18 protein-coding genes are annotated in these 18,013 nt (G+C 63.2%); 9 read left to right on the plus strand and 9 right to left on the minus strand.

Annotation, left to right across the window (positions count from 1 at the left end; all coding sequences use genetic code 11):
* The first annotated feature begins 323 nt into the window (after nt 1–323).
* Nucleotides 324–1,469: a succinyl-diaminopimelate desuccinylase gene (gene dapE, locus HOY44_RS09985; RefSeq protein WP_287434565.1), complete on the plus strand. Its 1,146-nt coding sequence runs from the start codon at nt 324–326 to the stop codon at nt 1,467–1,469.
* Nucleotides 1,470–1,519: 50 nt separating this feature from the next.
* On the opposite strand, the gene HOY44_RS09990 is transcribed toward dapE, so the two are convergent.
* Nucleotides 1,520–3,490, minus strand: coding sequence for a bifunctional 2',3'-cyclic-nucleotide 2'-phosphodiesterase/3'-nucleotidase (locus HOY44_RS09990; RefSeq protein ID WP_287434566.1), 1,971 nt, complete (start codon nt 3,488–3,490; stop codon nt 1,520–1,522).
* A gap of 150 nt (nt 3,491–3,640) precedes the next feature.
* A complete protein-coding gene (locus tag HOY44_RS09995) occupies nt 3,641–4,669 on the minus strand; it encodes a glycosyl transferase family protein (protein ID WP_287434567.1) in 1,029 nt (342 codons plus the stop codon).
* A 119-nt stretch (nt 4,670–4,788) separates the two neighbouring features.
* Between HOY44_RS09995 and cysG the strand changes: the two genes are divergently transcribed.
* Nucleotides 4,789–6,219 (plus strand): siroheme synthase CysG, encoded by a 1,431-nt coding sequence (gene cysG, locus HOY44_RS10000; RefSeq protein ID WP_287434568.1) that lies wholly within the window; start codon nt 4,789–4,791, stop codon nt 6,217–6,219.
* A 12-nt stretch (nt 6,220–6,231) separates the two neighbouring features.
* Here the strand turns inward: cysG and HOY44_RS10005 are convergent, their stop codons facing one another.
* The gene (locus HOY44_RS10005; RefSeq protein WP_287434569.1) at nt 6,232–6,822 is read right to left on the minus strand and encodes an HD domain-containing protein; all 591 of its coding nucleotides are present in this window, start codon (nt 6,820–6,822) and stop codon (nt 6,232–6,234) included.
* Nucleotides 6,823–7,047: 225 nt separating this feature from the next.
* Between HOY44_RS10005 and ahcY the strand changes: the two genes are divergently transcribed.
* The 5 genes from ahcY (at nt 7,048) to HOY44_RS10030 (ending at nt 12,786) form a co-directional block, all read left to right on the plus strand.
* A complete protein-coding gene (gene ahcY / locus HOY44_RS10010) occupies nt 7,048–8,442 on the plus strand; it encodes an adenosylhomocysteinase (RefSeq protein WP_287434570.1) in 1,395 nt (464 codons plus the stop codon).
* 139 nt (nt 8,443–8,581) lie between these two features.
* Nucleotides 8,582–9,700, plus strand: a complete 1,119-nt coding sequence (locus tag HOY44_RS10015) for a DUF4344 domain-containing metallopeptidase (protein WP_287434571.1) — start codon at nt 8,582–8,584, stop codon at nt 9,698–9,700.
* 256 nt (nt 9,701–9,956) lie between these two features.
* Nucleotides 9,957–10,739, plus strand: a complete 783-nt coding sequence (locus HOY44_RS10020; protein WP_287434572.1) for a hypothetical protein — start codon at nt 9,957–9,959, stop codon at nt 10,737–10,739.
* 99 nt (nt 10,740–10,838) lie between these two features.
* The gene (locus HOY44_RS10025; protein ID WP_287434573.1) at nt 10,839–11,810 is read left to right on the plus strand and encodes a ketopantoate reductase family protein; all 972 of its coding nucleotides are present in this window, start codon (nt 10,839–10,841) and stop codon (nt 11,808–11,810) included.
* A gap of 13 nt (nt 11,811–11,823) precedes the next feature.
* On the plus strand, nt 11,824–12,786 hold the full coding sequence (locus tag HOY44_RS10030; RefSeq protein ID WP_287434574.1) for an alpha/beta hydrolase: 963 nt from the start codon (nt 11,824–11,826) through the stop codon (nt 12,784–12,786).
* Between the two features lie 50 nt (nt 12,787–12,836).
* On the opposite strand, the gene lysM is transcribed toward HOY44_RS10030, so the two are convergent.
* Nucleotides 12,837–13,250 carry a peptidoglycan-binding protein LysM gene (gene lysM, locus HOY44_RS10035; protein ID WP_008332337.1) on the minus strand — a complete coding sequence of 138 codons (414 nt, stop codon included), beginning with the start codon at nt 13,248–13,250 and terminating at the stop codon, nt 12,837–12,839.
* Between the two features lie 161 nt (nt 13,251–13,411).
* On the opposite strand from lysM, the gene HOY44_RS10040 reads away from it, so the two are divergent.
* Nucleotides 13,412–13,753 (plus strand): DUF2853 family protein, encoded by a 342-nt coding sequence (locus HOY44_RS10040; protein ID WP_008332339.1) that lies wholly within the window; start codon nt 13,412–13,414, stop codon nt 13,751–13,753.
* A gap of 256 nt (nt 13,754–14,009) precedes the next feature.
* On the opposite strand, the gene HOY44_RS10045 is transcribed toward HOY44_RS10040, so the two are convergent.
* The 5 genes from HOY44_RS10045 to tsaD form a co-directional block, all read right to left on the minus strand.
* Nucleotides 14,010–14,402 carry a DUF1761 domain-containing protein gene (locus HOY44_RS10045; protein WP_287434575.1) on the minus strand — a complete coding sequence of 131 codons (393 nt, stop codon included), beginning with the start codon at nt 14,400–14,402 and terminating at the stop codon, nt 14,010–14,012.
* 69 nt (nt 14,403–14,471) lie between these two features.
* Complete coding sequence (locus tag HOY44_RS10050) at nt 14,472–14,885, minus strand: EVE domain-containing protein (protein ID WP_287434747.1); 414 nt, start codon at nt 14,883–14,885, stop codon at nt 14,472–14,474.
* On the minus strand, nt 14,885–15,154 hold the full coding sequence (locus HOY44_RS10055) for a YciI family protein (RefSeq protein WP_287434576.1): 270 nt from the start codon (nt 15,152–15,154) through the stop codon (nt 14,885–14,887). The genes HOY44_RS10050 and HOY44_RS10055 overlap by 1 nt, the downstream gene beginning before the upstream one ends.
* Nucleotides 15,155–16,099 (minus strand): NAD(P)H-dependent glycerol-3-phosphate dehydrogenase, encoded by a 945-nt coding sequence (locus HOY44_RS10060; RefSeq protein ID WP_287434577.1) that lies wholly within the window; start codon nt 16,097–16,099, stop codon nt 15,155–15,157.
* The gene (gene tsaD, locus HOY44_RS10065; RefSeq protein WP_287434578.1) at nt 16,096–17,193 is read right to left on the minus strand and encodes a tRNA (adenosine(37)-N6)-threonylcarbamoyltransferase complex transferase subunit TsaD; all 1,098 of its coding nucleotides are present in this window, start codon (nt 17,191–17,193) and stop codon (nt 16,096–16,098) included. Before tsaD ends, HOY44_RS10060 begins: the two co-directional genes overlap by 4 nt.
* Before the next feature lie 72 nt (nt 17,194–17,265).
* Between tsaD and HOY44_RS10070 the strand changes: the two genes are divergently transcribed.
* Nucleotides 17,266–17,931, plus strand: coding sequence for a uroporphyrinogen-III synthase (locus HOY44_RS10070; protein ID WP_287434579.1), 666 nt, complete (start codon nt 17,266–17,268; stop codon nt 17,929–17,931).
* The last annotated feature ends 82 nt before the right edge of the window (nt 17,932–18,013 follow it).

Raw genomic sequence — 18,013 nt, forward strand, 5'->3', positions numbered from 1 at the left:
GCAAGCGCGGACGCATGTGTTCGATTCGGCAAATCCCTCGCCGTTGCCATGAAATACTGCCCTCTGCCCACGCGGCAGCCGACGACACAGGGGGCGAAATGCCTTGGTCCTGAAATCCGCTCGCAGGTCCTGCGCTTTGCGCGCTTTTGGGTGGACCGCTACAACTGCCTCGTTGTTATTGCGCCATCTATGAACCAAAAATTCCAATTTGTTAACCGTGTGGTTCAAAAATCCGCGTTTGTGTTCAACCCCCTGTCACCCGGACGCAACATTGCGAGGCAGCGGGGCGGCGTGTATCACCGGGCGGTCAATGTGAGGCTGCCATGTCCGAAACCAATCCTGTCGAAATCACGCGGCGCTTGATCGAGTGCCCTTCGGTCACGCCGGAAGAGGGCGGGGCGCTGGTCTATCTGGCCGATCTGCTCGAGGGCGCCGGGTTCGTATGCACGCGCGTGGATCGTGGCGGGATCGCGAACCTGTTCGCGCGCTTCGGGCCCAAGGGGGCGCGGCTGACACTTGGTTTCAACGGTCACACCGACGTGGTCCCGGTCGGCGATACCGGCGCTTGGACGGTGCAGCCCTTTGGCGCGGAAGAGCGGGACGGTCACCTTTGGGGGCGCGGCGCGACGGACATGAAATCGGGCGTCGCCGCGTGGGTCGCCGCCGCGATGGATGCAACGCGGGACTTGCCGGACGATTGCGCGCTGATCCTTGCCATTACGGGTGACGAAGAAGGCGACGCGACCGACGGAACCAAGGCGCTGCTCGACTGGATGGACCAGAACGGCGAGGCGATGGATGCCTGCGTCGTCGGCGAGCCGACCTGCCCCGACACGATGGGCGAGATGATGAAGATCGGGCGCCGCGGGTCGATGACCGCCTTTTTCACGGCGCGCGGCGTGCAGGGGCACGCGGCCTATCCGCACCGCGCGAAGAACCCCGTGCCTGCGCTGGCGCGGTTGGTGTCGGACCTCGATGCGCATGTTCTGGACGAAGGCACCGCCCATTTCGACGCCTCGACGCTAGCGGTCACGACCTTCGACGTCGGCAACCCGGCGACGAACGTGATCCCGGCCGAGGCGAAAGCCACGGTGAACATCCGGTTCAACGATGCACATACTTCGGCGGGCCTGACCGACTGGCTTCAGGCGCAGATGGACCGGGTCGCCGGCGAGACGGGGATCGAGATCGGCATGGTCGTCAAAGTGTCGGGGGAGAGTTTCGTCACACCCCCCGGCCCGCTGTCCGACACCGTCGCTGCGGCGGTCGAGGCCGAGACGGGGCTGCGCCCGGTCATGTCCACATCGGGCGGCACGTCGGACGCGCGGTTCGTCAAGGATCACTGCCCGGTGGTGGAGTTCGGTCTGGTCGGCAAGACCATGCATCAGGTCGACGAACGGGTGGAGATTGCGCAGATCGGGCAGCTCAAGTCGATCTATGGCCGGATCATCCGCGACTTCTTCGCCTGAACGGAAAACGGGCGCGCCGACCGGCACGCCCGTTCCTCAACCGACTGCCCTCAGAGCGTGATGCGGAAGCGGGCGAAACCGTCCGGACCATCGCCCGCCGGCTCGATCTCGACCCCTTCGACCGATGCCGCGTAGTCGGCCGCTTTCGGCCCGGTGTCGAACAGAACCGTCGTTCCATCCATCGGCGCGAAGGTCCAGTTGGCGTCGGCGCTGGGGTTGATGGTGCCTTGTTCGACGATGTAGCGCACGATCACGTCGCGGTTGGTGTCCGGCCCCTCGAAGATGATCGTATCGCCTTTGGCCCCCGGGAAATCGCCGCCACCGCCCGCGCGATAGTTGTTGGTCGCGACCACGAACTCCATATCGTCGGTCACCGGGGCGCCGTCGAACATCAGGTTCACGATCCGGTTCGCATCCGAATTGATCTGGTTTCCGATCCGGTCGAACCGCGACGGCTGGCTCAGGTCGATCTGGTAGGTCACGCCGTCGATCACGTCGAAGTTGTAGGACGGGAAATCGGGGTTCAGAAGGACCTGATCCGCCTCACCCGGCGTGATCTGGTTGAACATGCCCGCCGACCGTTCGAGCCATCCCCTGAGCTGCGCTCCGTCGATCTTCACCGCGCGCACCGTGTTGGGGTACAGATACAGGTCGGCCACGTTCTTGATCGCCACCGGCCCCTTGGGCACGTCGGTGTAGTATTCCGGTCCGCCACGTCCCCCGGCCTTGAACGGGGCTGCCGCGGACAGGATCGGAAGCCCCTCGTACTCCGTTCCGCGCATCATCTGTTCGATGTACCAAAGCTGCGCGTTCGACACGATCTGGACGCTGGGATCGTCGGCCACCAGCGCGAAGTAGCTGTGAAGCGGGGCCGAGGTTTCGCCAACCGCGCGGCGCACGTATTCGAGCGTTTCGTTGTGCGCCTGTTCGACGCTGGCCAGAACGGCGGGCACGTCTTCGACCAGCGCGGTCACGCTGCGGTCTTCGTTGCGTTTCGAAATCGGGCGCGCCTCGGTCTCGGCCATGACGACCCGCCAAGCGTTGCCATCGCGCTCCAGCATCAGGTCGATGACGCCAAGGTGCGACCCCCAGAACCCGCCCATGACGGCGGGCTTGCCGTGGATCGTTCCGGCCTCGGCGTCGAGACCCGCGTAATCGGCGTAATCAGGCGACGGGAAGACGAGGTGGCTGTGACCCGTCATCAGCGCGTCGATCCCCTCGACTTCGGCGAGCGGGACCGATGCGTTCTCCATCCCCTCTTCGTGCTGGGCCGACCCGATGCCTGAATGGCTGAGCGCGATGATGATATCGGCGCCCTCTTCCTTCATCTGCGGCACCCAGGCCTGCGCGGCTTCGACGATGTCGCGGGTCGTGACGTTACCTTCAAGGTGGCGGCGGTCCCACGTCATGATCTGCGGCGGCACGAAACCGATCAGTCCCACCTTGATCGGCGCGGTCGTCCCGTCGCCCAGCGTCACCTCGCGGTCAAGTATCACGTAAGGTTGCACCAGCGTTTTGTCGCCCCGCGGGTTTTCGGCCCGTTCGCTGACCACGTTGGCCGAGACGACCGGGAAGTCGGCCCCGGCAAGAGACTTGGTCAGGAACTCCAGCCCATAGTTGAATTCATGGTTGCCCAGCGTCGAGGCGTCGAAGCCCACCGTGTTCATCGCCTGAATGACCGGGTGCATGTCGCCTTCCTTCATCCCCCGCTCATAGGCGATGTAGTCGCCCATCGGGTTGCCTTGCAGGAAGTCGCCGTTGTCGACGAGCATAGAGTTCGTCGCTTCGGCGCGGATTTCCTCGATGATTGACGCGGTGCGCGACAAGCCCACGGTGTCGATGGGGCGGTCCGAGTAGTAGTCGTAGGGATAGACATGAACGTGAAGGTCCGTCGTCTCCATGATCCGCAAGTGCGCCTGTGCGCCTTGGGCGCGGGCCGAGAACGGGTGCAGCGCGATCAGCGCGGCACCAGCGGTGCCCGACATGAATGCGCGGCGGGAAAGGGTGAAATCCTGTGACATGCGTGTCCTCCAACTGTCCTGCCGAAAACGCTATGCGCGGTTCGTGACAGGCCAAAGACAGGATTTCCTTGTTCGGCGGATTTCAGCTTTTTACCGGGCGGTCAAAGCCTGAAACGGCCCCTGCGCGCCTATGAAACGCGCAGGCCGGTCTCATTTCGGCGCGAAACGCGAAGGGTCGCGGGCGTCCCAGATCGCTTTGGCCTGCTCGTTCGCTTCGGCCTGAGTCGCGGCGCGGTCCATGGTCTTGAGCGTAACCGCGAGCGTCGAAAGCACGGCGGCGAGCGCATAGGGATCGGCGTCCCGACCGGCCCAGACCTGTTCAAGCCGGGCGACATCCATCGTTTCGTCAGCCGGCGCATGGCCGTCGTCGAGGGTCGCGGGCCACGTCTCGACCACAGGGTCGGTGGTGCCATGCGTCGTCCAGACCGGGCAGGGCTTGTTCGGGCGCATCTCGATCTCGCCCCCATCGCCGCGAAACACCGCCATTTTGGGAATTTCGAGGATTCGCGCGGCACCGGAATGGATGTCGAGGAAGCCGCGATGAAAGATCCCCTGCATCACGGTCGGCGCGTCGAAAGGGTTCAGAAGCCGGGTGAAGCTGTTGACCGGCGAGCGCAGGCCGAGCACGGGCTTCAACTCGATCAGGTCGCGCAGCACCGGCGAGAGCGTCTCGAGCGGCATATAGGTCATTCCCTGCGCCTCGATCTGACCGGCGGCATCGGCGAAGTCGCAAGCGATCGGCAGGCCGAAACGCGCAAAGACGTCACGCGTATAGACGCGGCCGGGCGTATGCCCTTCGGCCCCATGGAGCACCACGCGCGTGCCGGACTGGACCAGCGCGATGAGCGACAGGATGAACCACGGCAACTGAACCCGTTTGCCCGCGTAGCAGGACCAGTCCAGGTCGACCTGCGGAAGTTCTTGGGGACGCTCGAATGTCGCCCGCGTTCCGGCAACGAACCCCGCGATCTCCTCCGGCGTCTCTTCCTTGAGCCTGAGGAGCATGAGATAGGCCCCGATCTGCTCCGGCAGCGCCTCGCCCCGCAGGATCATCGCCATCGAATCGCGCGCTTCCTCATAGGTGAAGGGTCGCTGCTTGGTCTTGCCGCGCGCGAGGATCGCGACATAGGGCGCGAACGGGTGCGGGTTGTCGGCGGTGAAGGGGCGTTGGATGTTCATGTCAGCATCATACGCTGCGTTGCGGCGGGCGTGTAGGCCCTTTGAAACATGCGGATTCGCGCATTTGACACGCAGCCCGGAAAGCGGGACATGGACGAAAGAGCCAAGGGGACGCGGACATGGATTACCTTCCCATCTTTCTCGAAGTCGCGGGCAAGCGCGTGATCGTGGATGGCGGCACGACGGTCGCCGCACGACGGGTGGAACGGGCGCTGAACGCGGGCGCGCTGGTCGAGGTGTTCGATCCCGATCCGGGGGACGAGGTTCGCGCGTTCCTTGGCCACGAACGGCTGACACATCACGCGCGCGTACCGGACGAGGCCGATTTTCAGGGATGCCTCGTCGCCTATGGCGCGTCGGAGGAGCATGATCGGGATGCGTTGCTTCACCGCGCCGCCAAGGCCGCCGGGGCGCTGGTGAACGTGGCGGATGAAAAGCAATACTGCGATTTCATCACCCCCTCGGTTGTCGAGCGCGACCCGATCACCATCGCCATCTCGACAGGCGGCGCGGCCCCCGTGATCGCGCGTATCCTGCGGGCGCGGATGGAGGCGATGCTGCCGGCCGCTTATGGCCGCCTCGCCAAGTTCCTCGCCGATTTCCGGGGGCGCATCTACGAAGCCGTGCCGAACGGGCGCAATCGTCGCCGGTTCTGGGAGAACCTGATCGAAGGGCCGGTGGGCGACGCCTTTCTCGCGGGCGAGGAAGGTCTGGCGCAGGAACGGCTGGAGGCCGAGTTGCAGCGCGGCGCCGACGTCGATCTGAAACGCGGCGAGGTCTGGCTGGTGGGCGCGGGTCCGGGCGATCCCGATCTACTGACCTTCAAGGCGTTGCGCATGATGCAGCACGCCGATGTGGTGTTCTACGACCGTCTGGTGGGGGACGGGATCGTCGACCTGCTCCGCCGTGATGCCGAACGGATCTACGTGGGTAAGAAACCCAACGAACATACTCTAACCCAGCGTGAAATCACCGATCAGATGATCGAACGCGCCAAGCGGGGCGAGCGTGTTCTGCGCCTCAAGGGCGGCGATCCGTTCATATTCGGGCGTGGCGGCGAGGAGTTGGAGGATGTCGCCGCCGAGGGTATCCCGGTCGAGGTCGTGCCGGGGATCACGGCGGCGGCGGGCTGCGGCGCGGCGGCGGGTATTCCGCTGACCCATCGCGATCACGCGCAAAGCTGCGTCTTCATCACGGCCCATGGTGCGGGTGGCGTGATCGGACACGACTGGACGCGATACGCCCGCAAGGGGCAGACGGTCGTCGTCTACATGGGTCTCAATGCGATCAAGACGGTGATGGATGCGGCCCTTGCCCAAGGTGTCGATCCAGAAATGCCGGTGGCCGTCATCGACAATGGCACCCGACTGGACCAGCGCGTAATCACAGGCACGCTCGCCGATATCGAGGCCCGCGTGGTCGAGGCCGATCTACCCGGCCCCGCGCTTATCGTCATCGGGCATGTCGTGTCACTCTATGGTGCACTCGGCGTCAAGGGCGCGGTTGCGGACCATTACGACATGACGCTGAAGGCCGGATCGACGCTCTAGCCGAAACAGGCTCTAAACCAGCGCAAGAAGCGCGTTGTGGCGGGCGACGAAATCATGCCGCACATCGACGGGCGGACGCGGCGCGATGGTCAGGCCCTCGATAAGCCCCTCGTCCGGGTGGCCGAAGAACTTGTCCGCTTCCGCCATCGAAAACCCGGCGATCTGGGTCGCTTCCAGCCAAGCCGACACCCTGTCGGCCTTCTTGATCGCCTTCTTGATGTTGGCGGGCACCTTGTGCGGCAAGCCGAAGCGCAGGTGGATCGCCGCCATGAGCCGATCGTCGAGCTCCCCATAGCCCGGCCCCACGGCGGCCTTCACCGGCGAGATCATGTCGCCGATGACGTATTCCGGCGCATCGTGCAGCAAAGCGGCGAGTTGCCATTTCGCCGGGGCTTTGGGGTTCATGCGTGAGAACAGCTCTTCCACCAGAATGGAGTGTTCGGCCACCGAATAGGGAAAATCGCCACGGGTCTGCCCGTTCCAGCGCGCGACGAAGGCAAGGCCGTGCGCGATGTCTTCGATCTCGATGTCCACCGGGGTCGGGTCGAGCAAGTCGAGCCTCCGACCGGACAGCATTCGTTGCCACGCACGGGCCATCACCATCGCCTCCCTTCAAGCGCATCGGGGTGAGCCTGCGCGGACGTCGCATGATCCGGCCCTTCGGGCACGCCACAGTGACCGCCTTGTCGTTCGTTCATCGTGTAAAACATTCGCCTGCCTTTTACGCGAAGTGTTCCCAAGGACCGCGCAAAGTCAACGCAGGCTTCGTTGCACCTTGGGTGAGGTGGTGCTAGCAACCTGCAAACGCTGACCTACGGAGAGATACCTGTGACTCAGGATTATATCGTTAAGGACATTTCGCTTGCCGACTTCGGGCGCAAGGAATTGGACATCGCCGAAACCGAAATGCCCGGGCTGATGGCTCTTCGGGAAGAATACGGTGCGACCCAACCGCTGAAGGGCGCCCGGATCGCGGGGTCGCTGCACATGACGATCCAGACGGCCGTGCTGATCGAAACGCTCGTCGCGCTGGGCGCGGACGTGCGCTGGGCGTCGTGCAACATCTTCTCGACGCAGGATCACGCGGCCGCCGCCATCGCGGCTGGCGGCACCCCGGTTTTCGCCGTGAAGGGCGAGACGCTGGAAGAATACTGGGACTATGCCGACCGCATCTTCATGTTCGAAGAGGGCGGCTGCAACATGATCCTCGACGATGGCGGCGACGCGACCATGTACATCCTGATGGGTGCGCGTGTCGAAGCGGGCGAAACCGACCTGATCGAAACGCCGACCTCGGAAGAGGAGGAATACCTTTTCAAGCAGATCAAAAAGCGCCTCGCCGCAAGCCCCGGCTGGTTCACCAAGCAGCGCGACATGATTAAGGGCGTTTCGGAAGAGACGACGACCGGCGTTCACCGCCTTTACGAGCTGATGAAGAAAGATCTGCTGCCCTTCCCGGCGATCAACGTGAACGACAGCGTCACCAAGTCGAAGTTCGACAACAAATACGGCTGTAAGGAATCGCTGGTCGACGGTATCCGCCGCGCCACCGACACCATGATGGCCGGGAAGGTCGCCGTGGTCTGTGGCTATGGCGACGTGGGCAAAGGCTCCGCCGCCTCGCTGCGTGGCGCGGGTGCCCGCGTGAAAGTGACCGAGATCGACCCGATCTGTGCGCTTCAGGCCGCGATGGACGGGTTCGAGGTCGTCACGCTCGAGGATGTCGTGTCGACCGCCGACATCTTCGTGACCACCACCGGCAACAAGGACGTCATCCGCATCGAGCATATGCGCGAGATGAAGGACATGGCCATCGTCGGCAACATCGGCCACTTCGACAACGAAATTCAGGTGGCGAGCCTGAAGAACCACAAGTGGACGAACATCAAGGATCAGGTGGACATGATCGAGATGCCCTCGGGCGCCCGCATCATCCTGCTGTCCGAAGGTCGCCTCCTGAACCTCGGCAACGCCACCGGCCACCCGTCGTTCGTCATGTCGGCATCGTTCACCAACCAGGTGCTCGCCCAGATCGAACTTTGGACCCGTGGCGAGAACTACAAGAACGAGGTCTACATCCTGCCCAAGCACCTCGACGAAAAAGTGGCCCGTCTGCACCTCGACCGGATCGGCGTGAAGCTGACCGAGCTGAAGCCGGACCAGGCAAGCTATATCGGTGTGACGGTCGAAGGGCCGTTCAAGCCGGAGCACTACCGGTACTGAGCCACTCGTTTACCGAGGAAATCGAGACGCCGCTTCCTGCTTGGAGGCGGCGTTTTCATTTCCGGCGCTTTTCCGGTCCCCGCGCATTGACCGAATCGCCCGGTCTGGCCGGATACTGGTCTTCGAGAGGAGACCAGACATGCGCCGACTCCTACTTGCCGCCGTGACGGCCTTGTTCGTTTCCGGGCCGGGCACCACCTCCGAAGCGGCCACAGACGACGAGATCGCGCGCGCTGTCGCCGAGGTCATCGTCGAGGAATACCCCGATCTCACGCTCGACGTGGTCGGACGTGCGTTGCGCAAGACCTGGGCCAGCATCCAGTTCATCATGTACCACGAAATCGCGCATATGCTGATCCACGAGTACCAGTTGCCCGTGCTCGGGTGGGAAGAGGACGCGGCGGATACGCTCGCCGTGGCCATGCTGGTCGGGAACGAAACCGACGAGAATTATGAAACCCTCTACGCGGCCATTCAGGATTGGGCGATCAACAGGGGTGATCCGGCGACCCTGACCGATGCCCATTTCTACGACGAGCACAGCTTTAACCTTCAGCGGGCCTATCATGCGACTTGCGTGCTCGTGGGACGGGACCGGGACCGCTACGGCCCGATCGCCGACATCATGCAGATGCCCGACGACCGTCGGGAAAAGTGCGTCCATATCTCCGAGCGGGCTTTGGATGGTTGGCGCACCGTGCTGAAGCCGCATCTTCTGGCCCGTGACGCTCCGAGAACGGGTGGCGAGTTTGCGTTGACTTATGCGCAGCCAGAGCCGGGCATGACATACCTGCTGGGCCAGATGCTGATGGAGATGAAGTTCCTCGAGAAAGTCGAAGCTTTGATCGCCGGGAATTTCGACCTGCCCCGCGATCTCCAGATCGCCACTGCGCCCTGTGGCACCGTGAACGCCTTTTATCGGCGTGATCCGCCAGCCATCGTGATGTGCTACGAGATGGTATTCGCCAAGTTTTCCCAGTTCACGAACTACGAATTGGGATTGGCTGCCCGCGAGGAGAGCGACCGAATGGATGGAACCACGCCACCGGAAACGGAAACCGGCGCGGCCCAAAGTCGGTTCGGTGGCGCCGTGGACCAGAGCGGTTGGTCGATCACGGTGACGTCCGAAGGCGAATGGTCCGGGCGCGATGCGTCCGGCAACGAGCTTAGAATGCCGCCCACGCTGACCACGAAAGGGCTGGACAACGCCCGGCGGTGCCCGGGGCGCGGAACCTGGCCGAACTGTTTTTCGGACTAGCGGAAGCGTGCACGATCGCAGCTTCGGGGTGATCCGGAGATAAAATCAGACCTCAATTTTATTAATTATTTTCAGATAGTTGATCGCCACATAGGCAGGTTCCCGCCCGGCCTTGGTTGGGCGGAATGCGGCCCGACCTGCGGGAGGTCATCGGCCAACCTTCGCCAACCGCCGCCAGACGCGATCCCTTAGTGGGAACCGACTCACCTCCGGCCCGGTTTGATCGGCAATACAGCGACCGAAAAGGAGGATCGTTATGAAACTCAAGACCCTTATGATGGGTGCCAGCCTGGCCGCTCTCGTGGCAGGTGGTGCTTACGCGCAAGACACCGACGAACCCATGGCGGCAGAAGAGCCGATGGCGGCCGAAACCGAAATGGGCACCGACATGACCGGCACGACGGACATGGAAGGTGACGTGGCTGCGGCCCCGACCTTCGCCTCGCTCGACGAGATGACCGTCGGCGACGTCGTCGGCTTTGTCGCCTATGACCCGGAAGACAACCGGATCGGCGAAATCGACTATGTCGTCGCCAATGGTGACGGTGCGGATGCCGTGATCGGTATTGGCGGCTTCCTGGGCCTCGGTGAATACACTGTCGCCCTGCCGCTGGAAGACTTCGAGCTGCGAGAAGACGGCATGTCCTTCGTCCTCTCGACCGACAAGGAAACGCTGAAGGAACAGCCGGAGTTCGATGAATCGGACGTCGAAGGCCTGCCGGACGAAACGCCGGTTGCCGACCTTCTCCCGGCTGAGGAAGAAGCGCCGGCGGCTGACGACGCGACCGGATCGGACGCATCGGCCAGCGCGGATGACGCGATGGAAGGTGAAGACGCGACCGAAGACATGGCCGCGGAAGAACCTGCTGCGGAAGACGGCGCGGTGGAAGAAGATGTCGCCACCGATACCGAGGCGACGACCGAAGGTGCCGCCGAGGAAGACATGGCGGCCGACACCGACGCGACGGATGAGGAAGCGACCGAAGACGATATGGCCGCGACCGAAGAGGAAACTGAGACGGAAACGACCGCCCAGTAATCCGAGATCCCTGAGTGTTGTTGAGGGCGCGTCTTAGGGCGCGCCCTTGCATGTGCGCCGTATACCGGCAGGATCGCATCGAGTTTCCAGGAGGACGTGATGCGGTTCGTTGTTTTCGGTACGGGTGCCATCGGAGGGGCGGTCGCGGCGGCCCTTCATTTGGCGCAAAAGGATGTCATCGCGATCTCGCGCGGGGCGCAGTTTGACGCGATCCGGTCCAAGGGATTGCGGCTCAGGACACCTTTGATGGACGAGGTCGTCAAGCTTCACGCCGTCGGCGCGGCCAACGACATCGAATTCGGTCCCGACGATATGATCCTGCTTGCCATGAAGGGTCAGGATACCGGAGAGGCGCTTGAAGACCTGCGTGCGGCGGGTGTGACCGATCAGCCGATCTTCTGCCTTCAGAACGGGGTCGCGAACGAGTCAAAGGCGTTGCGGCTCTTTCCGAACGTGCACGGCGTGACGGTGATGATGCCCGCGCTGTTTACCGTGCCCGGCGAGGTCGTCGTGCAATCGGCACCCAAGACCGGGCTATTCTACATCGGTCGGTATCCGGGCGGCATGGACGACGCCGATCGACACCTGTGCGCGGTACTGACCGTCGCTGGCATCGCCGCTTTCCCGAAAGACAACGTGATGGCCACGAAATACGGGAAGCTTCTCATGAACCTGTCGAACATCGTCGGCGCCGCACTGGGCCATGGCGCCCCCGCCCCCGGCCTGCGCGAGACGATGCGCACCGAGGCGGAAGCGGTTCTGGCCGCCGCGGGCATCGATTGGGAGGACGTGGGAATGGATCACCCGGACCGAAAAGCCCACATGACGTTCACCAAGGTGCCCGGTGTCGAGAACGCCGGAACCTCGACGACCCAGAGCTTTCTGCGAAAGACCAAGCGCGTCGAAACGGATTGGCTGAACGGCGAGATCGTCTGGCTTGGGCGAATGCACGGGGTGCCGGTGCCGGTGAACGCGGCCCTCACCCGGATCGCGGCCCGCATGGCGCGCGACGGGGTTGCGCCCGGCAGCGTGACAATGGATGAGATCGAAGCAGAAATTCGAACGTCTTAAAGGCATTGCACCCGTGAAATTCATTCTCATCCCGGCGATTTCGGTCGGCATCTTCTTTGCCATCGCATTTGTTCTGATCCTGTCCCAGCCACCCAAGGGTTTCGTCTCGGCCGAAACGCTCGACTTTCCCGAGGGCGATCCCGGCGCGTCGGTGTCGGACCTCCTGACCTTCACCGCGCGTGATGGAGCGACGCTTGGCTATCGCGACATTGCGGGAACGGGTTCGGGCGACATGATACTGGTCCACGGGTCAGGGTGGCACGGCGCGGCCTATGAGCCGCTTGCCCAAGCGATCTCGCAGCGGTGCGGCTACCGCGTGATCGTCCCCGACCTGCGCGGACACGGGCCGCTGGCCGATCCGCGCGGCGATATCGCCTATGTCGGACAACTGGAAGACGACCTTGCCGATCTGCTGGATCATCTGGGGTTGGACCGCGCCGTGTTCGCGGGACATTCATCGGGTGGCGGTCTGGTCATCCGTTTTGCGGGCGGTGCCCATGGGGCACGCATGGACCGTGCGGTTCTGATCGCGCCCTTCCTGAAATACAACGCGCCGACCGCCACCGAAGGGTCCGTCTGGGCGCGCCCGTTGACGCGCCGGATCATCGGTCTGTCGATGCTGAACGCGGTGGGCATCCGCGCACTGAACGGCCTGACCGTGATCGAGTTCAACTTGCCCGAAACCGTGCGAGCCACCGAACAGGGGCAATGGGCCACAGCGTCCTATAGCCACAGGCTGAACACCGGATATGCACCCCGTTCCGACTACCTCGCCGATATTGCCGCGCTTCCGCCCTACCTCCTGCTGGCCGGGTCGGATGACGCGGCCTTCCGGCCCATGGAGTATGAGCCGGTGATGTCCGGCGCCTCGACCAACGGGCGCTACGAGATCCTTCCCGGTCTCGGTCACCTCGGCATTCTCGACGCGGCGGAAACGACCGAGGCGATTGCGGGTTTCCTCGGCTGCCCCAAATAAGAAAGGCCCGGCACTCAGCCGGGCCTTCCGCTTGAAGAACGCTGTGCCGATCAGGTCGGAATGCGCAGCACCTGACCCGGGTAGATTTTGTCCGGGTGCTTCAGCATCGGTTTGTTCGCCTCGAAAATCTCGTTGTAGCGCGAACCATCGCCCAGGGTTTTCTGGCTGACCGCCCAAAGCGTGTCGCCCTTTTCGACGGTATGGAACAGCGTCTCGGTCTCGACATCGGCTTCGACCTCGGAAATGCCTTCGACGTTGCCGACGGCAAGGATGACCTTTTCCTTTTCTTCGGTCGTCATCGAGCCGCCGGTCACCTTGACCTTGTCACCCTCGACCTTGATCTCGAGCCCCTCGGTCGAAACGCCGAGCTCCTCGACCTCTTTCTTGAGCGCGTCCTCGTTCTTGGCGTCTTCGCCGCCGAAAAGCGACTTTCCCGCCCCTTTCACAAAACTCCAGAGTCCCATCGTACCCTCCGATTGATAAAATGCGCCCCCATGTTGCGCCATCCGGGCCGTGATGGGTAGAGGGAATGATCGGGGGATAATTTTCTTTCGATTTGGCACGTTTGCGCCTAGGCTCCCCGGCGAGGGACGGACGCCCTCGGGACAGAACTGGGAGTCTTTTCATGGGAAAACGTGACGACAAGATCGCCACCTACGCGGACGATCTGAAGAACAAGTGCGGGATGACCCCGGACATGGACCTGCTGACCAAGGTGACGATCGGCTGCGGTCCGGCGATCTACAACCCCGACGCCGAAACGGTGGCCGGAAGCCAGGCGCACGAGCTTGAGACCGTCAAGAACAATTTCCTCATCAAGAAACTTGGCCTGACCGATGGCCCGCAACTGATGGACGCGATCAACGCGGTGATCGAGACCTACGGCAAGTCCGAGCGCAACAAGTACCGGGCCGTGGTCTATTACATGCTGGTCAAGCATTTCGGCAAAGAGTCGGTCTACGCCTGACCGCAATCCATTCGTTGTCATGCTTCGAGGGCGGCCGCTGGTCGCCCTTTGTCGTTCTGCCCGTCGCGTCGAATTTGGCTAAAATCCCAGAGACTTGGAGATTGAGCGACTCGATGAGATGCCCTATCTCTCTTCTCGAAGGCCAGGACGGTCGGACCCTAAATTCAGAGACACGTGCGGTGCTGAGGGAGCACGTGGGGTGGATGGAGGGTTCGGCGCGGGGCCGGACCCTCCAGTTTTTTTCGGGCTGCGTTTTTCAGAACGCCATCAGGATTGCGCCGATGATCGCGCAGCCGCCGACGGCGTAGCCTCCGTCGATCACGGTCAGCATGAACGGCCGCCCCGGATAGGCGTTGTTGATCATCGTCCACGGCGTGATGAAGAAAAGCCCCACACCAAGCCCGGCGACAAGCCCTTTGCCGATCGTGTCGATGGCGGTCATCGCGAAGATGTGCCGCATGAATCCGGCGACGATTATCATGGCGATGAACGACAGGATGAACGGCATCGCGCCACCCATCGGCCGACCGGTCTTTTCGTCGATCTTGACGCCAGAGACTTTGATCCAGGGTTTCGACAGGACCATGTACCACACGGCGCCGAACACCCACGCCGCAGCCGCGGCGACGAGTACGTTGATGATTTCCATGAGTGTCCCTCACTGACAATTTTGTTCTGTGAGAGGATTATTGCCGTGGGTCCACCCGTTTCCCTAGCGTTATTCGCCCGCCAGTTCGAGAACGATGTTCCATTCGTCTTCGGTCACGGGCTGAACCGACAGGCGGGTGTTGTTGACCAGAACCATGTCCGCAAGGCGCGGGTCGTTCTTGCACATATCCAGCGTCACGGGGTTTTTCACCGGGCGAACCGCCTTGATGTCCACGCATTCCCAGCGGGGATCGTCGGTCGTGCTGTCGGGATGGATCTCTTTGCAGACCTCGACGATCCCGACCACGCGTTTTTCGTCGACGGAATGGTAGAAGAAGCCAAGGTCGCCCAGCTTCATTTCGCGCATGTTGTTGCGGGCCTGATAGTTGCGGACGCCGTCCCACTCCTCGCCCGCCTCGCCTTTGGCGACCTGATCGTCCCATCCCCAAGCGTTCGGTTCGGATTTGAACAGCCAGTAACGCATCAGCCGACCACCTTTTTCCATTCCTCTATCCGCACGTCTGAGAACAGGTCGGCCTTGGCATATGGGTCACCCTTGGCCCAGTCGAGTGCCGCCTCGCGCGATGTGACGGACAGGATGACGAGTGAGCCGTTCATGTCGCCGTTGTCGTCAAGAAACGGCCCCGCCATGACGACGACGCCGGTGTCTTCGATATAGCCGAGGTGCGCGTCACGGTTGCCTTTGCGGATGTCCAGGCTTCCGGGCTTGTCGGTGCAGATCACTGCGAACATTCATTCCTCCTTGAGCGGGCGGGCGAGCAACAGATCGCTCGCCTCGTTGATCGTAATATGGCCGGACATGACCGCGACGACCATATTCGTGATCGGCATTTCGATCCCGGCTTTCGTGGCGGCATTCGCGACGGCCTTGGCCGTGGCCTTGCCTTCGATCGTCACGCCTTCGGCCTGCGGCTCGCCCCGGCCAAGAGACAGGCCATAGGCGAAATTGCGGGATTTTTCCGAAGTGCAGGTCAGAGTCAGATCACCGAAACCGGACAGGCCCTGAAGCGTGTCGGCTTCGGCCCCCCGCGCGACGGCGAAGCGGTTCATCTCGGCGAACCCGCGCGTCATCAGGGCGGCGCGGGCGGATTCGCCCAGCCCGGCGCCGATGGCGAGCCCGCAGGCAATGGCGATCACGTTCTTCATCGCCCCGCCGGTTTCGACCCCGATCATGTCCGTCGACCGATAAAGCCGCAGATTGCCGCCCGTCAGCGCATGTTGAAGCCGTTCAGGCTCGGATGCGGCCAACGTCAATGCAGTGGGCAGGCCCGCCGCGACGTCGACGGCAAAACTGGGACCTGAGAGAAGCGCGGGGGTCGCGTTGGGGCAGAGACGGCGAATGATCTCGCCCGGCCCTTCGCCGGTCTCGACGTCGATGCCCTTGCAGGTCGCGACCAAGGTGCGCCCTGACAGCACTTCGCAATACTCGGACAGGAAAGCGCGCAGCTTCTGCATCGGGACGGCGAGCAACACGACATCGTCCGTGATCGCGGACATGTGCTTTGTGATCACAAGCTTATCCGGGAAGGCGAAACCGGGCAGGCGAAGAGTATTCTCGCGCTGGTCAGCCATGTCCCGCACATCGCGCGCCCAAAGCGTCACGTCCTTGCCGGACCGCGCCATGGCGATGGCCAGCGACGTTCCGAAAGCCCCTGCACCAAGGACAGCCACGCTCATGCTTTCGCTCCCTTCTTGCCGAACCCGAGCATCGGCGCCGCACCCTGATCCAACGGCCAGCGCGGGCGGGCGGCCAACGTCATGTCGTCGGTGGCCCCGGATCGGAACTTCTCGATCCCGGCCCAGGCAATCATCGCTGCATTGTCGGTGCACAGGGCCAGCGGCGGCGCGATAAAGCGGATGCCATTCTCGGCCGAAACAGTCTCTAACGCGGCACGAATGGCGGAATTCGCGGCCACACCGCCTGCGACCGCGATCACGGGTTCCGTTGGCGACAGGGCCAGATATTCGGCAATCGCGCGGCGCGCCTTTTCCGCCAGAACGTCGGCAACAGCCGCCTGAAAGCCCGCGCAAAGGTCGGCACGATCCTTGACCGTGATCCCGCCTTGAGCAGTGACGAATTTGTCCCGTTCGCGCAGAAGCGCCGTCTTGAGGCCAGAGAAGCTCATATCGCATCCCGGCCGGTCCAGCAGGGGCCGTGGGAGGCGAAACCGCTTCGGGTCGCCCGCACGCGCCTCGACTTCGACCGACGGGCCGCCGGGTTGCGGCAGGCCGAGCAAACGCGCGGTCTTGTCGAACGCCTCGCCGGGCGCATCGTCGATGGTGCCACCCAGCCGCGTGAACCGATCCGGCCCATGCGCGATCAGGAACTGGCAATGTCCCCCCGACACGAGAAGCATGAGATATGGAAAGGATGTGCCGTCGGTCAGACGCGGTGTAAGCGCGTGGCCGGCAAGGTGGTTCACCCCGACAAGAGGCAACCCCGTCGCCACGGCAAGACCTTTGGCCGTCATCACCCCGGCCAGAACGCCGCCGATCAGACCCGGTCCCGCCGTCACCGCGATGGCGTCGAGGTCGGGCAATCGCAGCCCGGCAGCCTCAAGGGCCTCTTCGACACTGATGTCGAGCTTCTCCGTATGCGCCCGCGCGGCGATTTCCGGCACCACACCCCCGTATGCCGAATGCAACTCGGTTTGACCGGCCACGACCGATGACAGGATCTCGGGATCGTGCCCCGGACGATGGCGCACGACCGCAGCTGCGGTGTCGTCACAGCTGCTTTCCAGCCCGAGTATCGTGATGGTGCGCGACATGGTGCGGCGGTTGCTCCGAAGGTCTCGCCGGGATACCAAGACACACCGTTCCCGTCCATCCCGCGAGACGCCATGACCCCGAAACCCACGGTGATACTGACCCGCCCGCGCGAGGCGAGCGAGCGTGTCGCGGCGGCCTTGTCGGGGATCGATGTGATCGTGTCGCCTGTGACCGAGATAAAGGGGACGGGCGCTTCGGTCGATCCGGGGGAATATGCCGGTCTGATCCTCACCTCGGCACATGCCATTTCGTTCCTGCCAGATCTGGGCGGAGTTCCGGTCTATTGCGTCGGCGCACGCACCGCCGAAGCCTCGGGCGGGGAGGTTAGGCTCGTCGCACGGGATGCCGACGATCTGGTGCAGCGCCTCGAAGCGGAAGGGCCGCTGCTTCACGCGAGGGGGCGCGAGACGCGCGGCGAGATTGCAGAACGGCTGAATTCCGCAGGAATAGAGACACATGAGTGCGAGGTTTACGCGCAGATCGCGCGCGACCTCAGCCCCGAAGCGAAAGCCGCGCTCGAGGGGAAGGACCGCGTGATCCTGCCCCTGTGGTCACCACGATCCGCCGAGCGTGTGGCAAACCAGTTGGCAACGATTGGATCCAACCTCCACGTGATTGCGTTGAGCCCGGCGGTCGCCGCCGCGTGGACAAGCGCGACCGGCGGACGAAGCGAGGTCTGCACCGATCCGAACGGCGACGAGATGATCGCGCGAATTGTCGCTGCGGCATCTCGGTGACCCGCCTTGAGACCTTGGTGCGCCGTAGCTAAGTTTGAACCGAAGTCCGGCTTGTCCGACAATGAGTTAAGATTCGAAAGGT

Origin of the sequence: Maritimibacter sp., assembly GCF_016774595.1 — a bacterium.
GTDB lineage: Bacteria > Pseudomonadota > Alphaproteobacteria > Rhodobacterales > Rhodobacteraceae > Maritimibacter > Maritimibacter alkaliphilus.

What these genes read in the sequence shown, in the direction of transcription:
- dapE (WP_287434565.1), top strand. Translation starts at nt 324, where the DNA reads ATGTCCGAAACCAATCCTGTCGAAATCACGCGGCGCTTGATCGAGTGC.
- HOY44_RS09990 (WP_287434566.1), bottom strand. Translation starts at nt 3,490, where the DNA reads ATGTCACAGGATTTCACCCTTTCCCGCCGCGCATTCATGTCGGGCACC.
- HOY44_RS09995 (WP_287434567.1), bottom strand. Translation starts at nt 4,669, where the DNA reads ATGAACATCCAACGCCCCTTCACCGCCGACAACCCGCACCCGTTCGCG.
- cysG (WP_287434568.1), top strand. Translation starts at nt 4,789, where the DNA reads ATGGATTACCTTCCCATCTTTCTCGAAGTCGCGGGCAAGCGCGTGATC.
- HOY44_RS10005 (WP_287434569.1), bottom strand. Translation starts at nt 6,822, where the DNA reads ATGGTGATGGCCCGTGCGTGGCAACGAATGCTGTCCGGTCGGAGGCTC.
- HOY44_RS10015 (WP_287434571.1), top strand. Translation starts at nt 8,582, where the DNA reads ATGCGCCGACTCCTACTTGCCGCCGTGACGGCCTTGTTCGTTTCCGGG.
- HOY44_RS10020 (WP_287434572.1), top strand. Translation starts at nt 9,957, where the DNA reads ATGAAACTCAAGACCCTTATGATGGGTGCCAGCCTGGCCGCTCTCGTG.
- HOY44_RS10025 (WP_287434573.1), top strand. Translation starts at nt 10,839, where the DNA reads ATGCGGTTCGTTGTTTTCGGTACGGGTGCCATCGGAGGGGCGGTCGCG.
- lysM (WP_008332337.1), bottom strand. Translation starts at nt 13,250, where the DNA reads ATGGGACTCTGGAGTTTTGTGAAAGGGGCGGGAAAGTCGCTTTTCGGC.
- HOY44_RS10040 (WP_008332339.1), top strand. Translation starts at nt 13,412, where the DNA reads ATGGGAAAACGTGACGACAAGATCGCCACCTACGCGGACGATCTGAAG.
- HOY44_RS10045 (WP_287434575.1), bottom strand. Translation starts at nt 14,402, where the DNA reads ATGGAAATCATCAACGTACTCGTCGCCGCGGCTGCGGCGTGGGTGTTC.
- HOY44_RS10050 (WP_287434747.1), bottom strand. Translation starts at nt 14,885, where the DNA reads ATGCGTTACTGGCTGTTCAAATCCGAACCGAACGCTTGGGGATGGGAC.
- HOY44_RS10055 (WP_287434576.1), bottom strand. Translation starts at nt 15,154, where the DNA reads ATGTTCGCAGTGATCTGCACCGACAAGCCCGGAAGCCTGGACATCCGC.
- HOY44_RS10060 (WP_287434577.1), bottom strand. Translation starts at nt 16,099, where the DNA reads ATGAGCGTGGCTGTCCTTGGTGCAGGGGCTTTCGGAACGTCGCTGGCC.
- tsaD (WP_287434578.1), bottom strand. Translation starts at nt 17,193, where the DNA reads ATGTCGCGCACCATCACGATACTCGGGCTGGAAAGCAGCTGTGACGAC.
- HOY44_RS10070 (WP_287434579.1), top strand. Translation starts at nt 17,266, where the DNA reads ATGACCCCGAAACCCACGGTGATACTGACCCGCCCGCGCGAGGCGAGC.